This is a genomic window from Streptomyces sp. NPDC090077 (genome assembly GCF_044747545.1).
GTDB lineage: Bacteria > Actinomycetota > Actinomycetes > Streptomycetales > Streptomycetaceae > Streptomyces.
Map to the genome: position 1 here is coordinate 119,935 of NZ_JBIVEG010000014.1, position 24,709 is coordinate 144,643.

Annotated in this window: 23 protein-coding genes; 14 read left to right on the forward strand and 9 right to left on the reverse strand. The window is 74.2% G+C overall.

Annotated elements, in window-relative coordinates:
- Window position 1: 1 nt before the first annotated feature.
- Genes ACIPW5_RS23375 through ACIPW5_RS23395 form a run of 5 tightly spaced genes read right to left on the reverse strand, consistent with a single transcriptional unit; the run spans window position 2 to window position 2,807 of the window.
- Window positions 2-541: a hypothetical protein gene (locus tag ACIPW5_RS23375; protein WP_401248061.1), complete on the reverse strand. Its 540-nt coding sequence runs from the start codon at window positions 539-541 to the stop codon at window positions 2-4.
- The gene (locus ACIPW5_RS23380; RefSeq protein ID WP_401248064.1) at window positions 538-1,137 is read right to left on the reverse strand and encodes a beta-ketoacyl synthase chain length factor; all 600 of its coding nucleotides are present in this window, start codon (window positions 1,135-1,137) and stop codon (window positions 538-540) included. The genes ACIPW5_RS23375 and ACIPW5_RS23380 overlap by 4 nt, the downstream gene beginning before the upstream one ends.
- Window positions 1,134-2,285: a beta-ketoacyl synthase N-terminal-like domain-containing protein gene (locus ACIPW5_RS23385; protein WP_401248067.1), complete on the reverse strand. Its 1,152-nt coding sequence runs from the start codon at window positions 2,283-2,285 to the stop codon at window positions 1,134-1,136. Before ACIPW5_RS23385 ends, ACIPW5_RS23380 begins: the two co-directional genes overlap by 4 nt.
- Window positions 2,260-2,538, reverse strand: coding sequence for an acyl carrier protein (locus ACIPW5_RS23390; RefSeq protein WP_401248070.1), 279 nt, complete (start codon window positions 2,536-2,538; stop codon window positions 2,260-2,262). The genes ACIPW5_RS23385 and ACIPW5_RS23390 overlap by 26 nt, the downstream gene beginning before the upstream one ends.
- Window positions 2,535-2,807, reverse strand: coding sequence for an acyl carrier protein (locus tag ACIPW5_RS23395; protein WP_401248073.1), 273 nt, complete (start codon window positions 2,805-2,807; stop codon window positions 2,535-2,537). Before ACIPW5_RS23395 ends, ACIPW5_RS23390 begins: the two co-directional genes overlap by 4 nt.
- 88 nt (window positions 2,808-2,895) lie before the next feature.
- On the opposite strand from ACIPW5_RS23395, the gene ACIPW5_RS23400 reads away from it, so the two are divergent.
- Window positions 2,896-3,600 carry a 4'-phosphopantetheinyl transferase family protein gene (locus tag ACIPW5_RS23400; protein ID WP_401248076.1) on the forward strand — a complete coding sequence of 235 codons (705 nt, stop codon included), beginning with the start codon at window positions 2,896-2,898 and terminating at the stop codon, window positions 3,598-3,600.
- On the opposite strand, the gene ACIPW5_RS23405 is transcribed toward ACIPW5_RS23400, so the two are convergent.
- The gene (locus ACIPW5_RS23405) at window positions 3,485-4,888 is read right to left on the reverse strand and encodes a class I adenylate-forming enzyme family protein (RefSeq protein WP_401248079.1); all 1,404 of its coding nucleotides are present in this window, start codon (window positions 4,886-4,888) and stop codon (window positions 3,485-3,487) included. The two genes, ACIPW5_RS23400 and ACIPW5_RS23405, sit on opposite strands and share 116 nt — an antisense overlap.
- Before the next feature lie 325 nt (window positions 4,889-5,213).
- Between ACIPW5_RS23405 and pabB the strand changes: the two genes are divergently transcribed.
- The 7 genes from pabB to ACIPW5_RS23440 all read left to right on the forward strand — a co-directional run bounded on the left by pabB (window position 5,214) and on the right by ACIPW5_RS23440 (window position 15,338).
- Window positions 5,214-7,319 (forward strand): aminodeoxychorismate synthase component I, encoded by a 2,106-nt coding sequence (gene pabB, locus ACIPW5_RS23410; RefSeq protein ID WP_401248081.1) that lies wholly within the window; start codon window positions 5,214-5,216, stop codon window positions 7,317-7,319.
- On the forward strand, window positions 7,316-8,149 hold the full coding sequence (locus ACIPW5_RS23415) for an aminotransferase class IV (protein ID WP_401248084.1): 834 nt from the start codon (window positions 7,316-7,318) through the stop codon (window positions 8,147-8,149). Before pabB ends, ACIPW5_RS23415 begins: the two co-directional genes overlap by 4 nt.
- Window positions 8,149-8,604: a MaoC family dehydratase N-terminal domain-containing protein gene (locus ACIPW5_RS23420; protein WP_401248087.1), complete on the forward strand. Its 456-nt coding sequence runs from the start codon at window positions 8,149-8,151 to the stop codon at window positions 8,602-8,604. Before ACIPW5_RS23415 ends, ACIPW5_RS23420 begins: the two co-directional genes overlap by 1 nt.
- Complete coding sequence (locus ACIPW5_RS23425) at window positions 8,601-9,050, forward strand: MaoC/PaaZ C-terminal domain-containing protein (protein ID WP_401248089.1); 450 nt, start codon at window positions 8,601-8,603, stop codon at window positions 9,048-9,050. The genes ACIPW5_RS23420 and ACIPW5_RS23425 overlap by 4 nt, the downstream gene beginning before the upstream one ends.
- Window positions 9,051-9,136: 86 nt before the next feature.
- Window positions 9,137-12,097 (forward strand): AAA family ATPase, encoded by a 2,961-nt coding sequence (locus tag ACIPW5_RS23430; protein WP_401248092.1) that lies wholly within the window; start codon window positions 9,137-9,139, stop codon window positions 12,095-12,097.
- A gap of 158 nt (window positions 12,098-12,255) precedes the next feature.
- Complete coding sequence (locus ACIPW5_RS23435) at window positions 12,256-13,260, forward strand: alpha/beta hydrolase (protein WP_401248095.1); 1,005 nt, start codon at window positions 12,256-12,258, stop codon at window positions 13,258-13,260.
- A 143-nt stretch (window positions 13,261-13,403) separates the two neighbouring features.
- Complete coding sequence (locus ACIPW5_RS23440) at window positions 13,404-15,338, forward strand: amino acid transporter (protein WP_401248098.1); 1,935 nt, start codon at window positions 13,404-13,406, stop codon at window positions 15,336-15,338.
- Between the two features lie 125 nt (window positions 15,339-15,463).
- Here ACIPW5_RS23440 and lysA read toward each other — a convergent pair whose 3' ends face one another.
- Both lysA and ACIPW5_RS23450 read right to left on the reverse strand, forming a co-directional pair.
- Window positions 15,464-16,801, reverse strand: a complete 1,338-nt coding sequence (lysA, locus tag ACIPW5_RS23445; protein WP_401248101.1) for a diaminopimelate decarboxylase — start codon at window positions 16,799-16,801, stop codon at window positions 15,464-15,466.
- Between the two features lie 16 nt (window positions 16,802-16,817).
- A complete protein-coding gene (locus ACIPW5_RS23450) occupies window positions 16,818-17,201 on the reverse strand; it encodes an SAV_915 family protein (protein WP_401248104.1) in 384 nt (127 codons plus the stop codon).
- A gap of 258 nt (window positions 17,202-17,459) precedes the next feature.
- On the opposite strand from ACIPW5_RS23450, the gene ACIPW5_RS23455 reads away from it, so the two are divergent.
- The 6 genes from ACIPW5_RS23455 (at window position 17,460) to ACIPW5_RS23480 (ending at window position 23,614) form a co-directional block, all read left to right on the forward strand.
- Window positions 17,460-18,923 (forward strand): glycosyltransferase, encoded by a 1,464-nt coding sequence (locus ACIPW5_RS23455; protein WP_401248106.1) that lies wholly within the window; start codon window positions 17,460-17,462, stop codon window positions 18,921-18,923.
- A gap of 24 nt (window positions 18,924-18,947) precedes the next feature.
- Complete coding sequence (locus ACIPW5_RS23460) at window positions 18,948-20,075, forward strand: saccharopine dehydrogenase (protein WP_401248109.1); 1,128 nt, start codon at window positions 18,948-18,950, stop codon at window positions 20,073-20,075.
- Entirely contained in the window at window positions 20,072-20,653 is a 582-nt protein-coding gene (locus ACIPW5_RS23465) for a TetR/AcrR family transcriptional regulator (protein WP_401248111.1), read from the forward strand. Before ACIPW5_RS23460 ends, ACIPW5_RS23465 begins: the two co-directional genes overlap by 4 nt.
- 98 nt (window positions 20,654-20,751) lie before the next feature.
- Window positions 20,752-21,576, forward strand: a complete 825-nt coding sequence (locus ACIPW5_RS23470; protein ID WP_401248114.1) for an inositol monophosphatase family protein — start codon at window positions 20,752-20,754, stop codon at window positions 21,574-21,576.
- A 102-nt stretch (window positions 21,577-21,678) separates the two neighbouring features.
- Entirely contained in the window at window positions 21,679-23,097 is a 1,419-nt protein-coding gene (locus ACIPW5_RS23475) for a phytoene desaturase family protein (RefSeq protein WP_401248117.1), read from the forward strand.
- Between the two features lie 4 nt (window positions 23,098-23,101).
- Window positions 23,102-23,614, forward strand: a complete 513-nt coding sequence (locus tag ACIPW5_RS23480) for an O-acetyl-ADP-ribose deacetylase (RefSeq protein ID WP_401248120.1) — start codon at window positions 23,102-23,104, stop codon at window positions 23,612-23,614.
- Between the two features lie 111 nt (window positions 23,615-23,725).
- Here the strand turns inward: ACIPW5_RS23480 and ACIPW5_RS23485 are convergent, their stop codons facing one another.
- Window positions 23,726-24,649, reverse strand: a complete 924-nt coding sequence (locus ACIPW5_RS23485; RefSeq protein WP_401248212.1) for a D-alanyl-D-alanine carboxypeptidase family protein — start codon at window positions 24,647-24,649, stop codon at window positions 23,726-23,728.
- Window positions 24,650-24,709 lie beyond the last annotated feature (60 nt).

Here is a 24,709-nt window from a genome sequence, read left to right on the forward strand (position 1 = left end):
GCTAGCTCCTTGCGGTTTCGGTGTGGAAGCGGCACACGGATCCTCCGGTCCGCATGCACTCGGTGGTGGCGTCGGTGACCTCGACGCCCAGGCCCTGGAACCAGCCGTCCCGCATCTGCAGGCACGGGCAGTCGTAGCCCTCCAGGGAACGGGCGGCCCTCAGCATCCTGAGCGCGAAGTGCCGGGTGATGACGGTGTCCAGCGCGGGCTCGCCCCCGGGGTCGACCTCCGTGTGCGAGCGCATCATCCGGTCGTTGGTCATCACCTTGGTCAGGCCGTCGACGGCGGCGGCCAGCTCCTGGGGCGAGGCCGCGTCGGGCGTGCCCTCACGCTGCTGGTACCAGGAGCCGACGCGGCGGCTGACGAAGGAGATCGCTTCGGCGTTGATCTCGTTGGCGACGTCCTGGCCGAAGCGCTTCTTGACGCCCTGGTACCAGCGGGCGTCGTGCAGCCACCAGAACTCGCGCAACGCGTCGGTGAGCGCGTTCTCCAGCTCGCTCAGCGGCGGCCGCTCCGCGGGCTCGGGGCTCCGTGGGTTCACGGCCGTCCCTCCCGTACGACGACGCCCCCGTCACGGGGCGCGGCCAGCAGCGCGGTCGCCGAGCCGTGGACGCCCTCCTCCACGGCCGACTCCACCAGGACCAGCAGGGCCTCGTCGGCCTCGCCGTCCTCGAAGAGCAGCCGGGCGTAGTCCAGCGCGGCCTCCTCCTGGTCGCCCTCGGGGCTGAAGCAGACCACCGGCCCGCGCAGCCCCCAGGCGGTGGCGACGTGGCCGACGACGGCGTTGGGCACCGACTGGAAGAAGAGGAGCGGCTGCACCGGACGGCCCGCCACGACGGCGGCGCCCACCGCGCGGTCGGTGGTGAAGTCGCCGAGCCGGCTCACCACGACGACCGCCGTGCGGTCCCCGCGTTCCGGCGGGACCGGGGCCTCGCCGTGGTGGGCGCGCAGGCAGCGGTTCGCCGCCTCGGCCGCCAGCGGGCTGAAGGAGGACACCACGAAGCCGGCCAGCCTGGGCGGCCCGGCCGGGACCTCGTCCCCGGCCTCCGGCCAGGTGCCCCGGGCCAGGACCTCGATCCCGGGCTCCGCGGTCGTCGTACGCCCCGCGCCCGTCGTACTCCTCGTGCGCGCGCTCATATCGCCTCCAGGACCAGGGCCGTGTTGGCGCCGCCGAACGCGGCGTTGAGCGAGAGCACGGTGCGCGGGCGCAGCGGCCGGGCCTCGCCGAGGACGAGGTCGAGACGGCACGCCGGGTCCTCGCCGAGGTAGCCCGCGTTCACCGGGAGCCGGCCGTCCTGCAGGACGAGCATCGAGACGGCGAGCTCGACGATCCCGGAGGCCTCCAGGGTGTGGCCGGTCAGCGATTTGGTGGAGCTGACCGGCACCTTCGGCGCGTGCTCGCCGAAGGCCAGGTGGACGGCGGCGGTCTCCGCCGAGTCGTTGTACGGGGTGCCCGTGCCGTGGGCGTTGACGTAGTCGACCTGCTCGGGCGCGCGCCCGGCGCGCCCCAGCGCGGCGGTGATCGCGCGGGCCATGCCGAGCCCTTCCGGATGGGGCTGGCACACGTGGTACGCGTCGCCCGCGCGGCCCCAGCCGAGCAGCCGGGTCAGCGGGCGCGCCCCGCGCCGGCCGGCCGCCGAGGCCGACTCCAGGACCACGGCGGCGACGCCGTCGCCGATCAGCAGGCCCTTCCGGCCGGCGCTGAAGGAACGCAGCGCGCCGTCGGTGGCCAGGGCGCGGCCCGCGTCGAACAGGGCGTGGACGTCGGGGTCGACGAGGTAGCCGCCCGCCACCACGACGCGCTCCTCGCGGCCCGCCGCGATCAGTGCGGCCGCGTCGGCGATCGCCGTGCTCGCCGCCACGCAGGCGTTGGTGTACGTACGGGGGCAGCCCCGCAGTCCGGTCGCGGCGGCCAGGGCGCTGCCGCTCGCCGCGTGGTGGTGCCCGCCCTGCTCGGACAGGGGCCTGCGGGCCCACTCCGCGTCCGCGTGGCGGGCGAAGAGCAGCGGCGTGCCCGCGGCGAGGTCCGCCGCCATCCCCGCCTGCGCGACGGCGCCGTCGACCACGGAGGCCAGTTCGTCGCCCAGGACGGGGGAGCCGGGCAGGTGCGCGGCGTGCCGGGAGCGCCGTCGGCCGGCGTCGAACCGGGTGATCTCCGCGAAGGCCGGGCGCCCGGCCGCCAGGGCGTCGCGCAGGACCTCGGCGCCCCGCCCGAAGGCGGTCGTCACGGACATGCCGGTGACGACGACCTCCTCGCGGTCAGCCGCCGTCGTGGGTACCGGCACCGGGCTCACCTCCCCCGGCGGCCAGGGCGCCGCCCAGCACGTCGAGGACGTCGTCCAGCGTCACCATCCGGGCGAGGGCGTCCTCGTCCAGGTCGAGTTCCGTCCCGAAGCGCTCCTCGACGGAGTGGATGACCCAGGCCAGCTCCAGGGAGTCGACCCGGTCGGCGACGTCGCCGGGCTGCCGTTCCCCGTACGCGGCCAGGATCGCGACCAGGTCGGCCCGGGTCAGCGCGGGCTGCGGATGCGTGGTCACCGGGCCCGCCCGCCGACGGCCCGGTCGGCGCGCTCGGAGACCAGGGCGGCGAACCGGCCGAAGTCCAGCCCGCGCAGCCCCTCCAGCTCCTCGTCGCCGATCTCCACGCCGTACTCCTGCTCGACCTGCATGGCGAGTTCGGCGAGCGTGAGAGACTCCAGCTCCAGACCGCCGTCGCCGAGCGGAGTGGCGTCGGTGACGCCGTCGACCTCGTAGTTCAGGTCGCGCAGGGTGGCCAGGAGGAACTCTCCTGTGGTGGTGCTGCTCATGTGGTCACTCCGGATACGTCGGGGACATCGGGGACATCGGTCGGACCGGCCGTCGCGGGGCGGCCGGGGAATCGGGGAGGTCGGTGGGGTGGGGACGGCGGACGGGGGCGGCCTGGTGGTCCGGCTGGTGCGGACCGCCGAACGGCATCCGGACGGCGCCTCGCTGCTGCGGGCGGCGGCGGCCGAACTGCTCGCGGTCGCCCCGGACGAGGTCCTGGTGGAGCGCGAACCGTCCGGGCGGCCCCGGCTCGGCGGCGCCGCCGCCGGACTGCACGCCAGCGTGAGTCACGTGCCGGGTCTGTCCGCCGTCGCGGTCAGCCGGGTGGGCGCGGTCGGCGTGGACGTGGAGCGGCTGCGGCCGCTGCCCGCGGCGGCCCTGGCACGGCGCTGGTTCACCACGGCGGAGAGCCGCTGGGTCGCGGCCCGCCCGCAGGAGGAGCAGCCGGCCGCCTTCCTCGGGCTGTGGACCCAGAAGGAGGCCGTCGGCAAGGCGCTGGGAACGGGGTTGTCCCGGGGAGGTACGCGCCGTCCGGTCCGGCTCGGCGCCGTGCCGGGAACCGAGCTGCTGCCGGTCCCCGCCGGGCGGGGGATGCGTACCGCGCTGCCGGATCCGCCCGAGGGGTTCGTGCTGGCCGTCGCGGCCGGCCCGGACGCCGCCGGGGTACGGGTCGAGGTGCTCACGCCGGTGCAGGGGCCGGTGCCGCGGCCCGCAGCACCTCCGGGTCACGGCGGGGCTTGCCCGTCGCGGTCCGGGGGAACTCGGGCAGCAGGTACCAGCGGCGCGGGTGCTTGAACGCCGCCAGTTCACCGGTCAGCCGGTCCCGGATCTCGTCCAGCCCGGCGCCGGGCGCGGGTGTCACGTAGGCGTCGATGCCGTCGCCGTACAGCACGACGGCCTCGGCCACGGAGGGCAGGCCGGCCAGGAACTCCTCCACCTCGGTGAGGTCCACCTTCAGGCCGCGCACGGAGATCTGGGAGTCGAGCCGGCCCCGTACGGTCACCCGGCCGCTGTCCGGGTCGATCTCGCCGGCGTCGTGCGTGCGCAGCCAGCCGTCGGCGAAGCGGTCCGGCACGTCCCCGGCGAGGTAGGGGGAGTGCTCCAGGGCGACCTGGAGCTCGCCGTCCGCCACCCGGACCCGCACGCCCGGGGCGGGCGTGCCCACCGAGGGGTGGTGCTCGCCGGTCATGTCCGCCGTGATGATGCCGGTCTCGGTCATCCCGTAGATCTGGCTGAGCGGCACCGCGTACCGCTCGGTGAAGGACCGCGCCACCGCCTCCGGGGTGCGTCCGCCCGCGGTCATCATGCGGACCAGCCGGGGCAGCGGCGGCGGCTCGGGGAGCGCGGCCAGCAGCGCCACCTGTGCGGGTACTCCCAGCAGCGCGGTGGGCACGGGCGCCGACCGGACGGTGTCGAGGATCCCCCGTACCGAGGTCTTCGCGGGCAGGACCGCGCGGGCGCCGACGTGCAGGGCGTGCAGCAGGCCGCCGACCAGGCCCCAGGTGTGGGAGAGGGAGCCCAGGACCACCACCTGTTCGGCGGCCCGGGGCATGCCCTCGATCCGCGCGTAGCTGCGCAGTTCGGCCACCAGGCCGGCGGCCGTGCGGCCGATGAGCTTCGAGGGGCCGGTGGAGCCGGAGCTCAGCTGGACCAGGACGTGTTCGCCCGGGGCCGGCCTGCCGTCCGGGAGGACCGTGAGCTCGGGTTCGACGGTGTGGAAGCCGCGCATCGGGGACGCCGGCGTCCGGGTGGACACGAGGAGCTGGGGGTGGGTGAGGCCGACGGCGCGGGCCGTCTCGGGCTCCGTCAGCCGGTGGTCCAGGACGATCAGCTGGGCGCCGAGCCGCCATACGGCCAGTGCCTGCGCCACGTACTCGAAGGAGGGCGGTAACTGCACGGCCGCGGTGCCGCCGGGGCGCAGTCCGGCACTGGCGAGCCGCTCCTGCCGTTCGAGCACGGACCTCCGCAGCGACTCCCGGTCGATCTCCCGGTCGAGAACGAGACAGATACCGGACGGATCCCCGCCCAGCAGTGTCCCGTCGACCCAGTGGCCGCGGTCGGCCCGTACATTCCCCGTGAACATCACCACTCCAAGAATGGTTCGAGTCATTCGACGTAGATCAACGTTACGCACTGGCCAGGAGCGCGCAAAACAGATTCGGATGTCACCAAGGTGGCATGGCCATTGCTCTCTTCCGGCTCTTAGCGTCGGGCTGTCCGAGATCGGCGATGTCTGAAATCCCGTCATGAGCCTTTTCCGGCCAACGTGACATCGTGGCCGGCGCTGCCGCGGCCCGGACGCCCCCGGACATCGACGGAACCCATGCCTGAACGGCCTTTCGTAGCGCCCTACGTGCAGGAACGAGGTGCTGCGCCGACCCCCCATTCATTGGAGAGCGGGCTCATCCATGCGCACGTTGATCGTGGACAACTATGACTCCTTCACCTATAACCTGGCGCATTACGTCACGGAGGTCACGGGGGACCAACCGACCGTCATCTACAATGACGACCCCGCGTGGCGGCTGAAACATCTCGGTGACTTCGACAATGTCATCGTCTCGCCCGGACCCGGCACTCCGGAGCGGAAGTCCGACCTCGGAATCGGCGCCGAGATCATGCGCCACGGCACCGTCCCGCTGCTCGGAGTGTGCCTCGGCCACGAGGCCCTCGCCCATCTGCACGGCGGCCGGGTGGGACTCGCCCCCGAGGAGCGCCACGGCCGGCCCTCGCCCGTCCACCACATGAACACGGGCCTGTTCACCGGGCTGCCCTCACCGTTCGAGGTGGTCCGCTACCACTCCCTGGCCGTCTCGGCGCTCACCGAGGACTTCGAGGCGACGGCGTGGACGTCCGACGGCGTCCTGATGGGCCTGAAGCACCGTCACCGCCCTTACTGGGGCGTGCAGTTCCATCCCGAGTCCATCTGCACGGAGCACGGGCACGAACTCCTGGCCAACTTCTTCCGGCTCGCCGAGGCGCACAACGGCACCCCCGGCCGCCCGGCCAGCCGCCCCGCCCCGGCCCCCGCCGCCCGGCCCGCAGCCGGCCCCGTCCGGTCGCTGCGCGTCCACCACGAGCGGCTGCCCACCCGCTGGGACCCGGAGAACACCTTCGACACCCTCTTCCGCGGCACCCCGTACGCCTTCTGGCTCGACAGCAGCCGGGCCGACGGCGACGCCGGCCGGTTCTCGGTGCTCGGCGACGCCTCAGGTCCCCTCTCCCGCGTCGCGCTCGCCGACGTCCAGCAGTGCACCGTCACCGTGGAGCACGCGCACGGCGAGACCGAGGTGCACAACTCGCCGTTCCTCGACTGGCTCGACCAGGACCTGCGCGCCACCGAGACGGACGTCCCCGGCCTGCCCTTCGACTTCGCCCTGGGATGGGTCGGCTACCTGGGCTACGAGCTCAAGGCCGAATGCGGCGGGGAAGCGGCCCACACCTCCCCCGACCCCGACGCGGCGATGGTCTTCGCCGACCGCGCCGTGGTCTTCGACCACGCCACCGACACCACCCACCTCCTGGCGCTGGCACCCGCCGACGACCCCGGCGCCGCCCGCGCCTGGCTCGACGCGACGGCCGCCCGCCTCGCGGAACTGGCCCACGAGGAACCGGCCGCCGCCGACGGGGACCCCCTCGCGCCCGGGACCGAGCTGCCCGTCGAGCTGCGCCACGGCCACGACCGCTACCTGGAGCTCATCGCGGAGTGCCACGAGGCCATCCACGTCGGCGAGACCTACGAGGTCTGCCTCACCAACATGATGGAAGCCCGGGGCGCGGTGGACCCCTGGGCGAGCTACCGGTTCCTGCGCCGGATCAGCCCCGCCCCCTTCGGCGCGCTGCTCCGCTTCGACGGGCTCTCCGTCCTGAGCACCTCGCCCGAGCGCTTCCTGCGCGTCGACCGGACCGGCCTCGCCGAATCCAAGCCGATCAAGGGCACCCGGCCGCGCGGCGCCACACCGGCCGAGGACCGGCTGCTCGTGGAAGACCTGCTGAACAGCGAGAAGGACCGCGCCGAGAACCTCATGATCGTCGACCTGGTGCGCAACGACCTCGCGCGGTGCGCGGAGGCGGGCTCCGTCCAGGTCCACAAGATCTTCGACGTCGAGACGTACGCCACGGTCCACCAGCTGGTGAGCACCGTACGGGCCCGGCTCCGCCCGGAGAAGAGCGCCGTCGACTGCGTGCGCGCCGCCTTCCCCGGCGGCTCGATGACCGGCGCGCCCAAGGTCCGCACGATGCAGATCATGGACCGGCTGGAGGAGGGGCCGCGCGGCGTCTACTCCGGAGCCATCGGCTACTTCTCCCTCTCCGGCGCCACCGACCTCAGCATCGCCATCCGCACCGCCGTCGTCACCGCCGACCGCGTCCGGTACGGCGTGGGCGGGGCCATCACCGCCCTGTCGGACCCCGCCGAGGAGTACGAGGAGACGGCCGTGAAGGCTACTCCGCTGCTGCGCCTGCTGGGGGCGTCGTTCCCCGACCGCGTCTCGCAGGCGGGGTCGGCCCGATGACCGAGCGGCTCTACGGCATGGGAATCAGCGGCGCGCTGCTGGAGCTGCCGCCCGCCCGGGGGGCGGTCCCGGTCGCCGCCGACTCCTGGCTGGTGCGCGACGGAAGGGCGCGCGCACTGCACCGGCACCGGGAGCGGTTCACGGCGGCCGTCGCCGAGGCGGGCGGCCCCGACGTGGGCGTCTTCTGGGAGGAGGCGATGGCCCGGATCCCCGCCACGGGGGAGTGGTTCCCCCGCGTGGAACTGGCCGACTCGGCCGGGGACCTGCGGCTGCGCATCCGGGTCCGGCCCGCGCCCGCCCGGACCACGGAGGTGCGCGTCTGGGTGCCGGGCCGGCCCGACCCCCGGCGCACGCCCCGCCGGAAGGGCCCCGACCTGGGCGAACTCGCCCGGCTGCGGACCGAGGCGGCCGCCGCCGGCGCCGACGAGGCGCTGCTCACGGGGGCGGACGGGCTGGTGCTCGAAGGGGCCGCCTCCAGCCTGCTGTGGTGGGAGGACGACACGCTCTGCATCGTGGACCCCGACCTGCCCGTCCTCCCGGGCGTCACCCGCGACTGGGCGCTGGCCCGGGCGGCGGAGCTGGGCGTACCCGTGCGCCGGCGCCGCGTCCGCCCCGCGGAACTGGCCGGCCTGGAGGTGTGGTGCGTCAACGCCCTGCACGGCATCCGGCCGGTCACCGGATGGGCCGGGGAGCACGCCCCGGTCACCCCCGCGGACGCGGCCGCGTCCGGCGGTCCGTCCGAGCGCGCCGGTGCCTGGCGCGACGCCTGGGAGCGGGCCGCGACCCCGATCCCCGTGCCCTCGTACGCCGACGCCCCCGGGAGCCGCTGATGCCGGTCGACGCCTCCCTCGCCGGCACCTCGTACCGGCCGGACGCCCTCCACGAGGTCGACCGCGCCGCGATCCGGGCGTTCGCCGAGGCGGTCGGCGCGCACAGCCCCGTGCACCGAGACCCCGGGGCGGCACGGGCGCTGGGGTACCCGGACGTCATCGCCCCGCCGACCTTCGTGTTCCGGGTCGCGCACGACAGCTGCACCCGGCTGCTGCGGAGCCCCGAACTCGGCCTGGCATCGGCCCACCTGGTCCACGCCGACCAGCGGATCGTCCAGCTCCGCCCGGTGCGGGCCGGCGACCGGCTGGCCGTCACCGCCCATCTCGACGCGGTCGGCCGGCTGCGCGACAGCGACGTCCTGCGGATGCGCGCGGAGGTGCGCGACGAGGCCGGCGAGCAGATCGCGGAGACCCGCATGACCGTCGTCGCCAAGGATCCGGAGGAGCCGGAGTGACCGGCAGCACCGCACCACGTCCCCCGGGGAGGCCGGACCACACCGCGGTCGCGGAGGGCACCGCCCTGCCACCGCGCACCTGCACGATCACCCGGGACGACCTCCGCCGGTACGCGGCCGCCTCGGGGGACCTCAACCCGATCCACCTCGACGACGGTGCGGCCCGGGCGGCCGGCTTCCCCATGGCCGTCGCCCACGGGATGCTGAGCCTGGCGAAGGCGGTCGCCCTGGCGGCCGACTGGGCCGGGGACCCGGGCGCCCCGCTCGAGTCCTTCGCCCGTTTCACGAAGCCGGTGCCGGTCCCCGACGACGGCGTGGGCGCGGTGCTCGACGTGCGCGCCACCGTGGCGGCGAAACTCCCGGACCGCCGGGTGAAGGTGGCGCTGGAGGTCCTGTGCGGGGGCGAGAAGGTGCTGACCTCGGCCTGGGTCGTCGTACGCCTCTGATCGCCCCGTACGGGACGCTCGGCGCGGCCGCCCCGGCTCCTGACATACGATCAGGGCCGCGCGCCGGCGCGGTGGATGGGGGGCAGATGTTCAGGTTGCTGGTGTCGCAGACGGACCCGAGGGGCCTGCCCACGATCCTCGACGCGCTCGAGTTCCCCAGGCCGCCGGGACCGGTCCTGATCGACGTCGCGCCGGGCCACTACCGGACCGATGGGCTCCGCTGCTGGGGCACGGTCGCCGTCAACGCGCTCGGCGGCCGCGGATCGGTCGTCATCGACGGCGCTGCCGCGTACAACTTCCAGGTGGAAGGCCACATGACGCTGCGCGGCCTGGTCCTGCGGAACTGGCACGAGACCGGGCGGGCGCTGAACGTGGTGGGCGGCACCGCGGTGGTGGAGGACTGCGAGTTCCTCGCCAAGTCCGGCAACGCCGTCAGTGCCTGGGGCGGGTCCGAGCTCTTCCTCCAGGGCAGCACCGTGCGGGAGGGGGCCGTCGTCTACTCCGACGCCGCCGGCCTGGTCGACGGGAGCGAGGTGCTCGGTTCCCCGCTCTGCGGGATCGCACTGCGGGACGGCAGCCGGGTCAGCGTCCGCGGCACCCTGGTGCGGGGCGCCGCGGAGCACGGCATCCTCGTGGCCTCGGGCGTGAACGCGCTGATCGAGCAGTGCCGGGTCGAGGAGACCGGGCATGCGGGGATCCTGGTCCGGGACCACGCGCAGACCGCCGTCCGCGACGGCGAGATCCACCGTTCCACCCAGTGCGGCCTGGTGGTCCGCGACAGCGGGCGGGCCGACGTCCACGGCCTGCTCGTCGCGGACGCGGGGGTCGACGGCGTCTGGTGCACGACCGGCGGCGTGCTGACCGCCGCCCGGATGACCGTCAGGGACGCCGAGCGGCACGGGTCCTCGGCCGACGAGCGGGCGACCGCCACCCTCACCGACTGCGAGGTCGTACGGGCCGGGGCGCACGGGGTCCTGGCCGGTGACGGCGGCAGGACGGCCCTGGTCAGGGGGAGGATCTCGGAGTCCGACGTCGGCGTGGGCGTCACCGCCGACGGATCCCTGACCATGGACGGGACCGTGGTGGCGGGCAGCGGCCGGGCCGGCGTCGCCGTCGACGCCGGAGCCCGGGTGGTGCTCCAGGGCTGCGAGGTCAGCGACACCGCCGGCCCGGGGATCTTCACCACGCACGGCTCCCACGTCGAGATCCGCCAGCTGATCGCGCACGGCAACGGGGCGGAGGACCGTCTCGGCGTCGTGCCCGAGGCGGAGGCCGGGCCGGCGCAGGCCCCGGCCGCCTCCTCCCCGGAGCCGTCGGCCGCGGCGCCCGCACGGGCCGAGCCCGCCCGGGCGGAGGCGCCCGTGACGGCCGGGGAGGTGGACGGCCTCCTCGCCGAACTGGACGCCATGGTGGGGCTGCGGGAGGTCAAGGACGAGATCCGCAAACTGGTCACCTTCCTGCGGATCGCCGAGCAGCGCCGGGCGGCGGGGCTGCCCGAAGGCCCGGTGATCGGCCGGCACATGGTCTTCTCGGGGTCCCCCGGCACCGGCAAGACCACCGTCGCGCGCGTCTACGGACGACTGCTGACCGCGCTGGGCGTGGCCGCCGGCGGCCGCTTCACCGAGGTCTCCCGCGCGGACCTGGTCGGCTCGCACCTCGGCGAGACGACCGCGATGACCACCGCGGTCTTCGAGCGGGCCCGCGGCGGCGTGCTGTTCGTCGACGAGGCGTACACGCTCTCCCGCCGGTTCGGCACCGGGGCCGACTTCGGCCAGGAGGCGATCGACACCCTGGTCAAGCTGATGGAGGACCACCGGGACGAGGTCGTCGTCGTCTTCGCGGGCTACTCCGCCGAGATGCGCGAGTTCCTGTCCGCCAACCCCGGGCTGCAGTCGCGGATCTCCCGGACCATCGAGTTCGAGGACTACAGCCCGGACGAGCTGGTCGGCATCTTCGAACGGCTGGCCGGCCAGTACGGCTTCGTCCTCGCCGAACCGGCCCGGGCCGCGCTGGCCGCCCACTTCCGCCGGGCCCGGCGGACCGAGAGCTTCGGCAACGGGCGGGAGGCCCGGAGGATCTTCGAGGCCGCACTGGAACAGCAGGCGCTCAGACTGGCCGACCGCGTGGACACCCCGACGGCCGACGAACTCGTCCTGCTCCTGCCCGACGACCTGGACGGGGTCGTCGACCGCGGCCTGGGCGCACGGTTCGACGAGGCCAGGGACACCGGGCAGTTGGAGACGATCCTCGGCGAGCTCTCGGGCATGGTCGGGCTGGAGGACATCAAGAAGGAGATCCGCGGCCTGACCGACCTCATCGTCACCACGCGGCGGCGCCGGGAGGCCGGCCTGCCCGCCGACCCGATGCCGAGCCACCTGATCTTCTCCGGCCCGCCCGGCACCGGCAAGACCACCGTCGCCCGTCTGTACGGCTCCCTGCTCGCCGCCCTCGGCGTCCTGGCCCGCGGCCAGGTGGTCGAGGTGTCCCGCAGCGCCCTGGTCGGCCGGTTCGTCGGGAGCACCGCCCTCCAGACCGCCGAGCAGTTCGAACGCGCCCGCGGCGGCGTCCTGTTCATCGACGAGGCGTACACCCTGTCCCGCCCGGGCGGATCGGGGGCCGACTTCGGCCAGGAGGCGGTCGACACCCTGGTCAAGCTGATGGAGGACCACCGGGACGAGGTCGTCGTGATCGCCGCCGGCTACACCGACGAGATGACGGCCTTCCTCGACGTCAACCCCGGCCTGGCCTCACGGTTCTCGGCCACCATCGGCTTCCCCGCCTACAGCCCCGACGAGCTGCTCACGATCCTGGCCCACCACGCGGGGCGCTCCGGCTTCGAGATCCCGGACGCCACCCTCGCGGCGGTCCGCGCCCGGATCGCCGCCGAGCCCGAGCGGTTCGCCCAGGGCAACGCCCGCGAGATCAGGAAGCTCTTCGACGAGGTGAAGAGCGCCCACGCCCGCCGTATCGCCGCCCTCGAACGGGGCGGCCGCGAGGCGACGCTGGACGATCTCCGCGTCCTCCTCCCGGAGGACACCGCCCGGTAGCGGTCCGGCAGGGGGCCCGCGCCGCCGTCCGATCACTTGATCGGATCAGGCTAAGATGCCACGGCAGACGCAACCTGCCCATCGCGGCCCAGGTCACAGGGCCGCCGGAGGCGCGGTTCCGCCGGACCGGGCGCGTCATTGCTTGGAGAGTCCCCGCCGTGCTCAGTCAGCCCTCCCGTTCCCGTGCCGTCGTCACCGGAGCCGCCGTCCTGGCCCTGGCCGTGGGGCTCACGGGCTGCGGGAACACCAAGAGCGGGAAGGCGAAGGCCCCGGTGGCGACGGACGCACCGGCCGCCGCGTCCCCTTCCGCCCCTCCTGCCGGGAAGGTGCTGATGCCGACGGGTCCGGCCGCCGCCATGACCAAGGCCCGGGAGACCGCCGTCGGCCCGGTCACGACGACCAAGGTGGCCGGCCCGAAGTCCGGTGTGACGGGTCAGGTGTGGGTCTGGCTTCCTCCCGAGTACCACGACCCCAAGTACGCCAAGACCGGCTTCCCCGTGCTGACCCTCTTCGCGGGCGGCCAGAGCAACGGCTACAACACCTGGGCCGGCAGCGAGCTGCCGATCCCGGAAGTGGCGGAGCGGCTGGCCAAGGAGGGCAAGTCGCATCCGTTCATCATGGTCATGCCGGTGCAGAACTTCAGCGCCGACGAGAAGAAGGCCCTGGACTGTTCGGACATCCCCGGCCAGCCCAAGATGGCGACGTGGATGGCCCAGGACGTCCCTGCCTGGGTCCGGGCCAACTTCCGCACCCTGAAGGGCCGCGACAGCTGGGGCGTCATGGGCGCCTCCACGGGCGGGTTCTGCAGCGCCAAGCTCGCCCTCCAGTACCCGGACGTCTACAAGGCCGCGGTGCCGATCGACGGCTACTTCATCCCGGACTCGCGCCTGTGGCAGGGGCACGACACGGAGAAGGCGGCCAACAACCCCGACCAGCTGGTCACCCAGGGCAAGGCCGACGTGAAGATGCTGGTCACGGCCGGCGGCGCGGACCCGTACGAGCAGCGCGTGGTCAAGAGCTGGATGGCCAAGGCGGTCCCGCCGGTCGCCATCGAGTACTACGAGCAGCCCGGCGGCAAGCACCTCACCTCGGACTTCAGGAAGATGGTCCCGGACGCCCTCCAGTGGTTCACGAAGAACCTGGAGGGCCCGGCCCACGACTGACCCGGGAGCGCTGCCGCGTTAAGGCCGCGTCAGGATTTCGGCAGGGAGGCATATAAGCCGATTGACCGGGTTCGCGCTGCGTACGCTGACTCAGCCGTCGACGCCGACGGCTCGATCCGTGCCGTACGACAGGAGCGCCCGCCATGGCCACCCCTGCCCGCATGCCGCGCCTGCGCGCGTGGCTGCTGGAAGGCTTGACCGACCGTCGCCACAAACAGCAGCAGCACCCCGACACCGCACACGAGGGCAAGCCCTGGTACCGGGTGATGTGCCTGACCGGTCTGGACTACTTCTCCACCCTCGGGTACCAGCCCGGCATCGCGGCGCTCGCGGCCGGGCTGCTGTCACCGGTCGCGACGATCGTGCTGGTGCTGCTGACGCTGTTCGGGGCGCTGCCGGTCTACCGGCGCGTGGCGCAGGAGAGCCCGCACGGCGAGGGCTCCATCGCCATGCTGGAGCGGCTGCTGTCGTTCTGGAAGGGGAAGCTGTTCGTCCTGACCCTCCTCGGGTTCGCGGCCACGGACTTCCTGATCACCATCACGCTGTCGGCCGCCGACGCCACGGCCCACATGGTGGAGAACCCGCACCTGACCAGCACCCTGCACGGGCACGAGGTGCTGATCACCCTGATCCTGATCGCCCTGCTCGGCGCGGTCTTCCTCAAGGGCTTCAGCGAGGCCATCGGGCTGGCCGTCGCCCTCGTCGTCTCCTACCTGCTGCTCAACGCGGTCGTGGTGGCGGTCGGCCTGTGGCAGGTGGCCACCGAACCGCACGTGGTCACGGACTGGAGCAGCGCGCTCACCACCGAGCACGGCAACCCCTTCATGATGGTCGCCATCGCCCTGGTCGTCTTCCCGAAGCTGGCCCTCGGCCTGTCCGGCTTCGAGACCGGTGTCGCGGTCATGCCCCACGTACAGGGCGAGCCGGGCGACGACCCGCACCGGCCCGCCGGCCGGATCAAGGGCACGAAGAAGCTGCTCACCACCGCCGCGGTGATCATGAGCGTCTTCCTGATCTGCTCCAGCTTCATCACCACCCTGCTCATCCCGGCGGACGAGTTCAAGCCGGGCGGCGAGGCCAACGGCCGGGCCCTGGCCTACCTCGCCCACGAGCACCTCGGCTCCGTCTTCGGCACGGTCTACGACGTGTCGACCATCCTCATCCTGTGGTTCGCGGGCTCCTCGGCCATGGCCGGCCTGCTCAACCTGATGCCCCGCTACCTGCCCCGCTACGGCATGGCCCCGCACTGGGCCCGCGCCCTGCGCCCCATGGTGATCGTCTTCACCCTCATCGCCTTCCTGGTCACGTGGATCTTCGACGCCGACGTGGACGCGCAGGGCGGCGCGTACGCCACCGGTGTGCTCGTCCTGATCACCTCGGCGGCCATCGCCGTCACCATCGCCGCGCGCCGGGCCCGGGAACGCGGCTGGACCATCGGCTTCGGACTCATTTCCGCCGTGTTCGTCTACACCACGGCCGTCAACGTGGTCGAGCGTCCCGACGGCGTGAAGATCGGCGCCTGCTTCATCGCCGGGATCATGGCCCTCTCCCTGCTGTCGCGGCTCGCCCGCGTCTTCGAGCTGCGCGTCACCGACGTCGGGTTCGACGACATGGCGGAACGATTCATCAGGGACACCGCCACCCGCACCATCCGCTTCATCGCCAACGAACCGGACCAGCGGGACAAGGCCGAGTACCGGGAGAAGATCGACCAGATACGCGCCGACAACGACGTCCCGGCCGGCGACGACTTCCTCTTCGTCGAGGTCACCGTCCTCGACCCGTCGGAGTTCGAGGCCGGTGTGACGGTCAGGGGCGAGGTGATGCACGACCGGTACCGCGTCCTGACCCTGGAGTCCTCGTCCGTTCCGAACGCCCTGGCGGCCCTGCTGCTGCACGTACGGGACGAGACCGGCCAGCGCCCCCACATCTACTTCGAGTGGACCGAGGGCAACCCGCTGACCAACTTCCTGCGGTTCTTCCTCTTCGGCGTCGGCGAGATCGCCCCCGTCACGCGCGAGGTGATCCGCGAGGCCGAACCGGACCGGGCCCGCCGCCCGCACGTGCACGCCGGCTGACACCGCCGGCTGACACCGCCGGCTGACACCGCCGGCTGACACCCCCGGCGGACGCCACTGGAGCGGACGGTCCGTCGGGGACCAGGCCGGCACCCCGCCCCCCGCGGGGCGCCGGCCGGCCCTCCCTACGCGCCGACGTCCCGGCGGCGCAGGTCCGCGAGGGTTTCGCGGCGCACGAGGAGCCTGGTGGTGCCCTCGTGCACGGCGACCACCGGGGGCCTGCCGACCATGTTGTAGCCGGACGCCATGGACAGCTGGTACGCCCCCGCCACCGGCACGGCGACCAGGTCCCCGGGCCGGACGTCCCCGGGCAGTTCCACCCCGGCCGCGAGCACGTCCCCGGCCTCGCAGTGCCGGCCGACGACCGTCGCCGGACGCGGAGCGGCCGCCCCGGCCCGGCCGATCAGCCGGGGCGCGTACCGGACCCCGTACAGGGCGGGCCGGGGGTTGTCGCTCATCCCGCCGTCGACGGCGACGAACAGCGTGTCCCCGGTGTGCTTGACGGCCAGGACCCGGTACACGGCCACCGCGGCCGGGCCGACGACGGCCCGGCCCGGTTCGACGGCCAGGCGCGGGACGGGCAGCCCGGCGGCGGCGCAGGCCTCGGCCAGCCCGCTCCGCAGCCGCCGGGCGAGCGCCGGCACGTCGAGGGCGGGTTCGCCCGGACGGTAGGCGATGCCGTGACCGCCCCCCATGTCGAGCTCGGGCAGCACGCGGCCGTGCTCGTCGCGGATCCGGGCCAGCAGGGCGACCATCCGGCGCAGCGCCGTGAGGTAGGGCTCCGCCTCGGTGATCTGGGAGCCGATGTGGCAGTGCAGCCCGGTGAGTTCCAGCTGCGGCTGGGCCAGTACGCGGGCCACGGCGCGCAGCGCGGAACCGTCCGTCAGGGACAGCCCGAACTTCTGCCCGTCCGTGCCCGTGCGGATCTTGTCGTGGCCCCCCGCGGAGACGCCCGGGACCACCCGCACCATCACCTTCTGGCGGTCGTCCGGGCCGACGGCGGCGGCGATGCGGGCGATCTCCGACGGACCGTCGATCACGATCCGTCCGACGCCCAGGCGCAGCGCCGAGCCGAGGTCCCGGGGCGATTTGGCGTTGCCGTGGAGCACGATCCGCTCGGGCGGGAACCCGGCCGTCACGGCCAGCTCCAGCTCTCCCGCCGAGCAGACGTCCAGGCCCAGCCCCTCCTCCTGCACCCAGCGCACCATCGCGCGGGACAGGAAGGCCTTGGCCGCGTAGAGGACGTCGGCGTCGGGGAACGCGTCCCGGTACGTCCGGCAGCGCCCGCGCACCTCCCCCTCGTCCAGCACGTACACCGGGGTCCCGAACCGCTCCGCGACCTCGGCGAGCTCCACCCCGGCGACCGTCAGGCCGCCGTGCGCGAGCCGGCCGGTGGACGCGGGCCAGACGCGGAGGTCGTCCGTCGTTCCGGACTCCGGCTCGGGCACGACCGACGTGGTCATCGTGTCGTCCCCCCGCTCAGGCGGCCGAGGCCGGGGAGGTCCGCCGCGCGGCCGGGGCGGGACGGGTACCGGGGCGGGGGGAGCCCGGGGCGCCGGCCGGGCCGGAGCCGGTGACGGCGGGAGCGGTCAGCACCGGGTCGACGGTGAGCAGGCCCACCCCGAGGGGCTCGGCCAGCGCCCGGAGCGCGGAGGCGGAGAGCCGGATCCACGGCTGCTCGGCGCCGAGCGTGGCGGCCAGCAGGTCCGGGCCGGTGAACCCGACCGCGGTACGGGCGCCCAGCGGGGTCCGGAACATGCGCACCACCACCTCCGCTGTTCCCGGCCGGACGGGGACGTGGAGGAGTCCGGCCGGGACGGGTTCCTCGGGCTCGGGGTCGTCGTCGTACTGGAACAGGCACATGGGGCTCTCCTCGGAGGGTGCCGTGGACGGAAGGCGGCGTCCCGGGCGCGGGGAGGCGGTCCGGGACGGCACTCCAGAACCATCCCCGCACCGGAGCCCGGAAGCGGCCCCCCTGACGGGACCTTGACGGCGACCGCCGCAGTCCATACGCGTCGCTGACGACCGGCCCCGGGCTCCCGGGGACCCTCGGTGCCGCGCCCCGGCCGCCACGGACGATCATCGGACCGGAAGTCGAGGGCGGACGAGGGGAGGGACGGCATGGCGGAGACCGTCGGCACGGACGTGGCCGGGGAGCTGGCACGGGCCGGAGCGGGGGAGCAGGACCGGATCCTGCGGGAACGGGCGGCGGCTGTGGCCGGCCTGATGGCCGACGGCTTCGGCCGCCGGTACCCGGAGCTGGCGGCGAAGTCCGGTTTCGCCCGCTGGCAGCTCGCCGCCCTGGCCGCCGCCGGCGCCGCCGCCCTCGCGGGGCTGGCGGCCGCCCCCATGGCCGTGCTCGCCCTGCTCACCGCGATCGTGACGGCGTACAGCCTGCTGCACGTGGTCGTGACAGTGGCCGGCCTGCCGCGCGGCGGCCGCCCCGCGCGGGCGGAGGACGTACCGGTGCCGGACGCGGAGCTCCCGTTCTACACCGTGCTGGTGCCCGCGTACGAGGAGGCCGGGGTGATCGGCGGCCTGGTCCGGCACCTGGCCGCCCTGGACTACCCGCCGGACCGGCTGGAGGTACTGGTCCTGGTGGAGCGGCACGACCCCGGCACCGCCCGGGCCGTGCTGGCCGCGGACCCGCCCCCGTTCGTCCGGCTGGTCTGCCTCCCGCCCGGCGCGCCGCAGACCAAGCCCCGCTCGGTGAACCTGGGCCTGCTGCTGGCCCGCGGCGAACTGCTGGTGGTCTTCGACGCCGAGGACCGGCCCGACCCCGGCCAACTGCGCCGCGTGGCGGCCCGGTTCGCGGCCCGTGGCGAACGCCTGGCCTGCGTACAGGCCCAGCTGCTCTTCCACAACGCCGACGGGAACTGGCTGACCCGGCAGTTCGCCATGGAGTACGCCCTGCGCTTCACCCTGGAGCTGCCCGGAATGGTGCGGCTGGGGATGCCGGTCCCGCTCGGCGGGACCAGCAACCACTTCCGCACCGCCACCCTGCGCGCCCTCGGCGGCTGGGACGCCTGGAACGTCACCGAGGACGCCGACCTCGGCATGCGCTGCGCCGCCCTGGGCCACCGCACCGAGACGATCGGATCCGTCACCTGGGAGGAGGCGCTCGGCGCCGTCCGCCCCTACGTCCGCCAGCGCACCCGGTGGTTCAAGGGGTTCCTCCTGACGACGGTCGTTCACACCCGCCACCCCCGCCGGACCGTGCGCCGGTTCGGCGTCCGGGGCCTGCTCACGCTGCTCGGCATCGTCGCGGGCGCCGCGGTGACCTCCTTCGTCCAGCCGCTGCTGGCCGTCCTGACCCTGATCGGCCTCTGCGGCCTCTCCTGGTCGCCCGCCGGAGCCGGCCTGCTGCTGCCCTGCGTGGCCGCACAGGCCCTCTCGGCCCTCGCCTGGACCGCGATCACCTTCACCGCGGCGCGGCGCGCGGGCCTGGGTGCCCCGTGGCACGCACTGCTCGCACCGCTCTCCTCGGTGCTCTGGTGGTGGGCGGCCTGGCGGGCGGTGCACCAGCTGGTCTTCTCCCGGTTCACCTGGGAGAAGACACCGCACGGAACCGGTTCCACGTTTTAGGTCGTTCGACCTATAATCTGTTCCATGAGCGATGAACTGCTGCACGATCCGGCCGGACCCGTCCTGATCACCGGCGGATACGGCACCGTCGGCGCCGAGACCGCCCGCATGGCGGCCGCCGCCGGACACCCGGTCCTGCTGACCGGCCGCACCCCCGGGCGGGGCCGCGAACTCGCCGCCGAACTGGGCGGCGAGGCACGCGCCTGGGACCTCGGCGACCCCGCACCCTTCCGGGCCGCCGTCCGGGCCGTGATCGGCGCCGTCAACGACCCCGACGACCGGGTGCTGCGCGCCGCCGTCGCGGGCGGCGTCCCCTACGTGGACATCACCCGCTGGACGGCCCGGCTCCAGCGGGCCGTCACCGTGGCCGCACTGCTGCGCCCCACCGCCCCCGTCCTGCTGTCCTCCGCCTGGATGGGCGGGGTGAGCAGCCTCGTCGCCGCACAGCTCGCCGACGCCCTGGGCGGCGCCGGACGCGTCGACATCGCCGTGCGCTGGGACATGGCCGACCGGGCCGGCTCCGACTCCGTGGAGTTCATGGACCGGCTCGGCATCGGCTTCGAGGTGGTCGACGCGGGCCGGCGCCGGCTCGCCACCCCGCTCACGGACACCCGCACGGTCAGCGTCGCCGGGGCGCCCCTCAGGGTCGCCCGCATCGACACCCCCGAGCAGTACACGCTGCCCCTCACCCTCGGCACCGCCACCGCCGCCACCCGGATCGGCTTCAGCTCCGCGGCCGCCACCCGCGCCCTCCTCGCCCTGCGCGGAACGGGCTTCTTCCGCTGGGCCGGCGGGGAACGCTGGGCCCCCGCCCGGCGGGCCCTGCTGCACTCCCCGGGCGAGGGAGGCACCGCCGTCCTGCGCATCGACGTGGAGCACGGCGGCCGGAGCCGGTCCGCGACCGTCACCGACCCCCGCGGCCAGAGCCACCTGACGGCGGTGGGCGCGGTCCTCGGCCTCCAGCGGGTGCTCGGCGCCGACGGCGCCCCCGCCCCCGAGGGCGTGGTCTTCCCCGAACAGCACCCCGACCCCGGCGCGGCCGCCGAGCTCCTCGCCGCCCACGGCGTACGCGTCGACCTCGGAGCCGGAGCCGGAGCCGGAGCCGGAGCCGGAGCCGGAGCCGGAGCCGGAGCCGCGGCGGACGCCGCGTGAGCGCCGGACCCACCCCCAAGGGGGAACTGCGCCGCACCGCACTGCTCGACGCCGCCGAACGGATCCTCGGCTCGGCCGGCGGCGCCGAACTCACGATGCGCGCGGTCGCCGACGCCGCCGGAGTCCGCCTCGGCCACCTCCAGTACTACTTCCCGGCCCGCTCCGACCTCGTGGCGGCCCTGCTGGACCGGATCCTCACCGCCTCCCTGGAACGCGTCGCCGCCCTGGCCGGCGGCGACGTCACCGCGGCCGGCCCGGACGCGGCCCTGGACAGCGTCCTCGGCGAACACGAAGACCTCTCCCTGGTCCGGCTGTTCACCGAGGTCTGGGCCATGGCCGCGCACGACGAGGCGGCCGCACGGGCCGTCCGCGCCTTCTACGACCGCTACACCGACCACGTCGCCGAGTTCATCCTCCGGTTCCGCCCCGGCCTGACCGCCCCCGGGGCGCGCTCCCGGGCCGAGGTCTTCGTGATGGTCATGGAGGGCTCCTCCCTGTTCCGCTCCGGCATCGCCGGCACCCCCGGACCGGCGGCCGAGGCCCGCCTGCGCACCGTCCTGCGGGACCTCCTCACCTGAGCGCCCCCCGTCGCCGTTCACCGGAAGTTCCCCCGCCGTGCGGGCCGGGGACCGGCAACGGCGACGGGGCCCGCCCCCGGGCGTGATGTGATGGGGGCATGATCGATGAATTTCCGGCCCTTGACCCGTCCGCTGTCGACGAAGCCGTCCGCAAGGCCGCGGCCGTCGAGATCATGCCCCGGTTCCGGCAGCTCGCCGAGCACGAGGTGGACCAGAAGAGCGGTCCGCACGACCTCGTGACCGTCGCCGACCGCCTCGCCGAGGAGCACCTCACCGCCTCCCTGACCCGGCTGCTGCCCGGCTCCGTCGTGGTCGGGGAGGAGGCCGTGCACGCCGACCCGGACGTCTACGGGGCGCTGCGCGCCGACGCGCCCGTGTGGATCGTCGACCCGGTCGACGGCACCCGCCAGTTCGTGGGCGGCGAGCCCGAGTTCTGCACCCTGGTCGCGCTCGCCCTGCGCGGCGAGATCCTCGCCTCCTGGACCTTCGCCCCGGCCCTGGAGGAGATGTCCACCGCCGTCCGGGGGCAGGGCGCGTACGTCAACGGCCGCCGGATCCACAGCGGTTCGCCCGTGCCCGGCGCCGCACTGCGCGTGGCGACGGCCCACCCGCTGTACACCTCCGAGGAGGACCGCCGCGGCCTCGCCCGGCTCGACGTACCCGGCGTCGCCGCCCGGCCGTGCGGTTCGGCCGGCCTGGAGTACCTGAAGGTGGCGCGCGGGGAGATGGACGCCCTGGCCTTCACCTGGCCCTCCGCCTGGGACCACGCCGCCGGACTGCTGCTGGTCACCGAAGCGGGCGGCGCGCACAGCACCGTCGAGGGCGTCCCCTTCCGGGTGGACCGGGACAACGCCCTCCCCTTCGCCGTCGGCCGCGACGAGGCCACCGCGATCCGCATCCGGGACCTGCTCCGGGGCGCCTGACCACCGCGCCCGGCGGGCGCGGACGCCCGCACCGGGCAGGACCGCGACCGCAGGGCCTAGGCTGGAGGCAGTGGCCGCCGCCGGACGAAGGAGCTGTTGTCAGTGCCGTCGATTCTCGACGCAGTCGTGGTGGGGGCGGGGCCCAACGGCCTGACGGCCGCGGTCGAACTCGCCCGCCGGGGGCACTCGGTGGCCGTCTTCGAGGCAGCCGACACGATCGGCGGCGGAGCCCGCACCGAGGAGCTGACCCTCCCCGGCTTCCGCCACGACCCCTGCTCCGCCGTGCACCCGCTCGGCGCCGGCTCACCGGTGTTCAACACGATGCCGCTGAAGCGGTACGGGCTGGAGTGGCTGCACGCCCCGCTGCCCATGGCGCACCCCTTCGACGACGGCACGGCCGCCGTCCTCTCCCGCTCCGTTGCGGAGACGGCGGCCTCCTTCGGGCCCCGGGACGCGGGCGCGTACCGGCGCCTGGTGGACCCGTTCCTCGGCAAGTGGGACACCCTGGCCCGGGACTTCATGTCCCTGCCCGCCACCGCCCTGCCCCGGGACCCCGTCACCCTGGCCCGGTTCGGCCTCGCCGGACTGCCGCCCTCCACCTGGCTGTTGCGCCGCTTCCGCGACGACCGGGCCCGCGCGCTGTTCGCCGGACTCGTCGCGCACGTCATCGCCCCGCTGAACGGCATCGCCACCGGCGCCGTCGGCCTGGTCTTCGCCCTCGCCGCGCACGCCGGCGGCTGGCCGATGCCGCGCGGCGGCTCCCAGTCCGTCTCCGACGCCCTCGCCGGCTACCTGGCCGACCTCGGCGGCACCGTCCACACCGGCTTCGAGGTCAAGCGGCTCGACGACCTGCCCCCGGCCCGCGCCTACGTGTTCGACACCTCGCCGACCGCACTGGCCCGCATCGCCCGCCTCGGCCGCGCGTACGACGGCTACCGGTACGGCGCCTCCGTGTTCAAGCTGGACTACGCCCTGGACGGACCGGTGCCCTGGACCGCCGAGGCCCCCCGCCGGGCCGGCACGGTCCAGATCGGCCCGGGCAGCCGCGACATCGACGCCGCCCTCCAGCTGGCGTCCGGCGGCCGCGCCCCCCGCAACCCCTTCCTCATCACCGCCCAGCCCACCCTGGCCGACCCCGGCCGGGCCCCCGAGGGCAAGCACGTCTTCTGGGCGTACGGCCACGTCCCCGCGGGCTGGGACGGCGACCTCACCGAAGCCGTCGAACGACAGCTGGAGCGCTTCGCCCCCGGCTTCCGCGACCTGGTCCTGGCCCGCGCCACCGCCGGCCCGCCGCAGCTCGCCGCCCGCAACCCCAACTACGTCGGCGGGGACATCGCCTGCGGCGCCGCCTCCGGCCTCCAGCTCCTGCTCCGGCCCAAGCTCACCCTGTCCCCGTACACCACCGCCCACCCGGCGGTCTTCCTCTGCTCCTCGGCGACCCCGCCGGGTCCGGGCGTCCACGGCATGTCGGGCCACAACGCCGCCAAGGCGGTCTGGCGGCACCTGCGAAAGGCGAAGTGAACCGATGGTGCGCATCACCCTCGTCCAGGGCGACATCACGGCCGAGAAGGCCGACGCGATCGTCAACGCCGCCAACTCCTCCCTGCTCGGCGGCGGGGGAGTCGACGGCGCCATCCACCGCCGCGGCGGCCCCGAAATCCTCGCCGCCTGCGAGGACCTGCGCCGCTCCCACTACGGCAAGGGCCTCCCGACCGGCCGCGCCGTCGCCACCACGGCCGGCAGGCTGGCCGCGGAGCACGTCATCCACACCGTCGGCCCGGTCTGGTCGCGCGAGGAGGACCGCTCGCACCTGCTCGCGTCCTGCTACCGCGAATCCCTGCGGGTGGCCGACGAACTGGGCGCCCGCACGGTCGCGTTCCCGGCCATCTCCACCGGCATCTACGGCTGGCCGATGGACGACGGCGCCCGCATCGCGGTCGACACCGTCCGGGCCGCCCGCACCGCGGTGGAGGAGGTCCGCTTCGTCCTCTTCGACGAGAAGGCGTACCGGGCGTTCGCCGAGCAGCTTTCCGCGTAGCCCTGTGGTGGAGACCCACCTTGCCCGAGTCCCCCGGACGCGAGGCCGCGCACCGTGACAGTGCGAAGTTGTCGCGGTGCGCGGCCTTTTCCAGCGGCATCGGGAGGGACGTCAGTCGAGGACGTCGGGGATCGGGTCGGTGTTGCTGCGCTGGAGGGCGGTCTTGGAGCCGGCTGCCGGGCCGAGGGCCCAGTCGGAGAGGGCCATGGAGTCCATGTACCGCTCCTCGTCGTTCAGCAGGACCCCGATGATGGTCTTGCCGTTGCGGACGACCGAGAAGACGAGGCACTTGCCGGCGGGGGTGGTCCAGCCGGTCTTGATGCCCATCGCGCCCGGGTAGGCGTAACCGGTGGGGCGGGGCTGGATCAGCAGGTTGGTGTTGCTCCAGGCGCCGACGGTGGCGGTGCCGCCGGTGCTGTAGGTGATGGTCTTCACCAGGGTCTGGAACAGGGTGTTGGCCATCGCGTGACGAGTGAGGTTCGCCAGGTCGCGCGGGCTGGTGAGGTTCTGGCCGGTCGGCGAGATGCCGTCGAAGGAGTCGTAGACGGTGTTGGTCAGGCCCAGCTCGTTGGCCTTGGCGTTCATCTTGGCGATGAAGTCCGTGGTGCGGGCCGTCGTGGTGGTGCCGGTGCCGAAGGTGTCGGCGAGGGCGTACGCGGCGTCGGAGCCCGACGGCAGCATCAGCCCGTACAGCAGCTGGCGGACCGTCGGGGTGGCGCCCGCCTTGAGCTGGGCCGAGCTCGCCCCCTTGAGGTAGACGTAGTCCAGGTACTCCTGCTTGACCGTGACCTTCTGGTCGAGGTTGAGGTTCGGCAGGGTGGCGACCACCGTGGCGGTCATGATCTTCGTGGTGCTCGCCATCGGACGCTTGGTGTCGGCGTCCTTGGCCATGAGCGTGGCCCCGTTGGTGCCGTCGATCACGATCGCGCCGGCCGCGGTGATGGCCGGCGCCGGCGCCGCCTGGGCGGGAGTCGTGGCCGTGAGCAGGGCACCGGTGGCGATGGTCACGGCGAGTGCGCCCTTGGCGCGCCGCATCAGATGGGAAATCACTTGGGTCCTTGGGTGGTGGAGAGTCTGTAGGGGACAGGTGGTGCG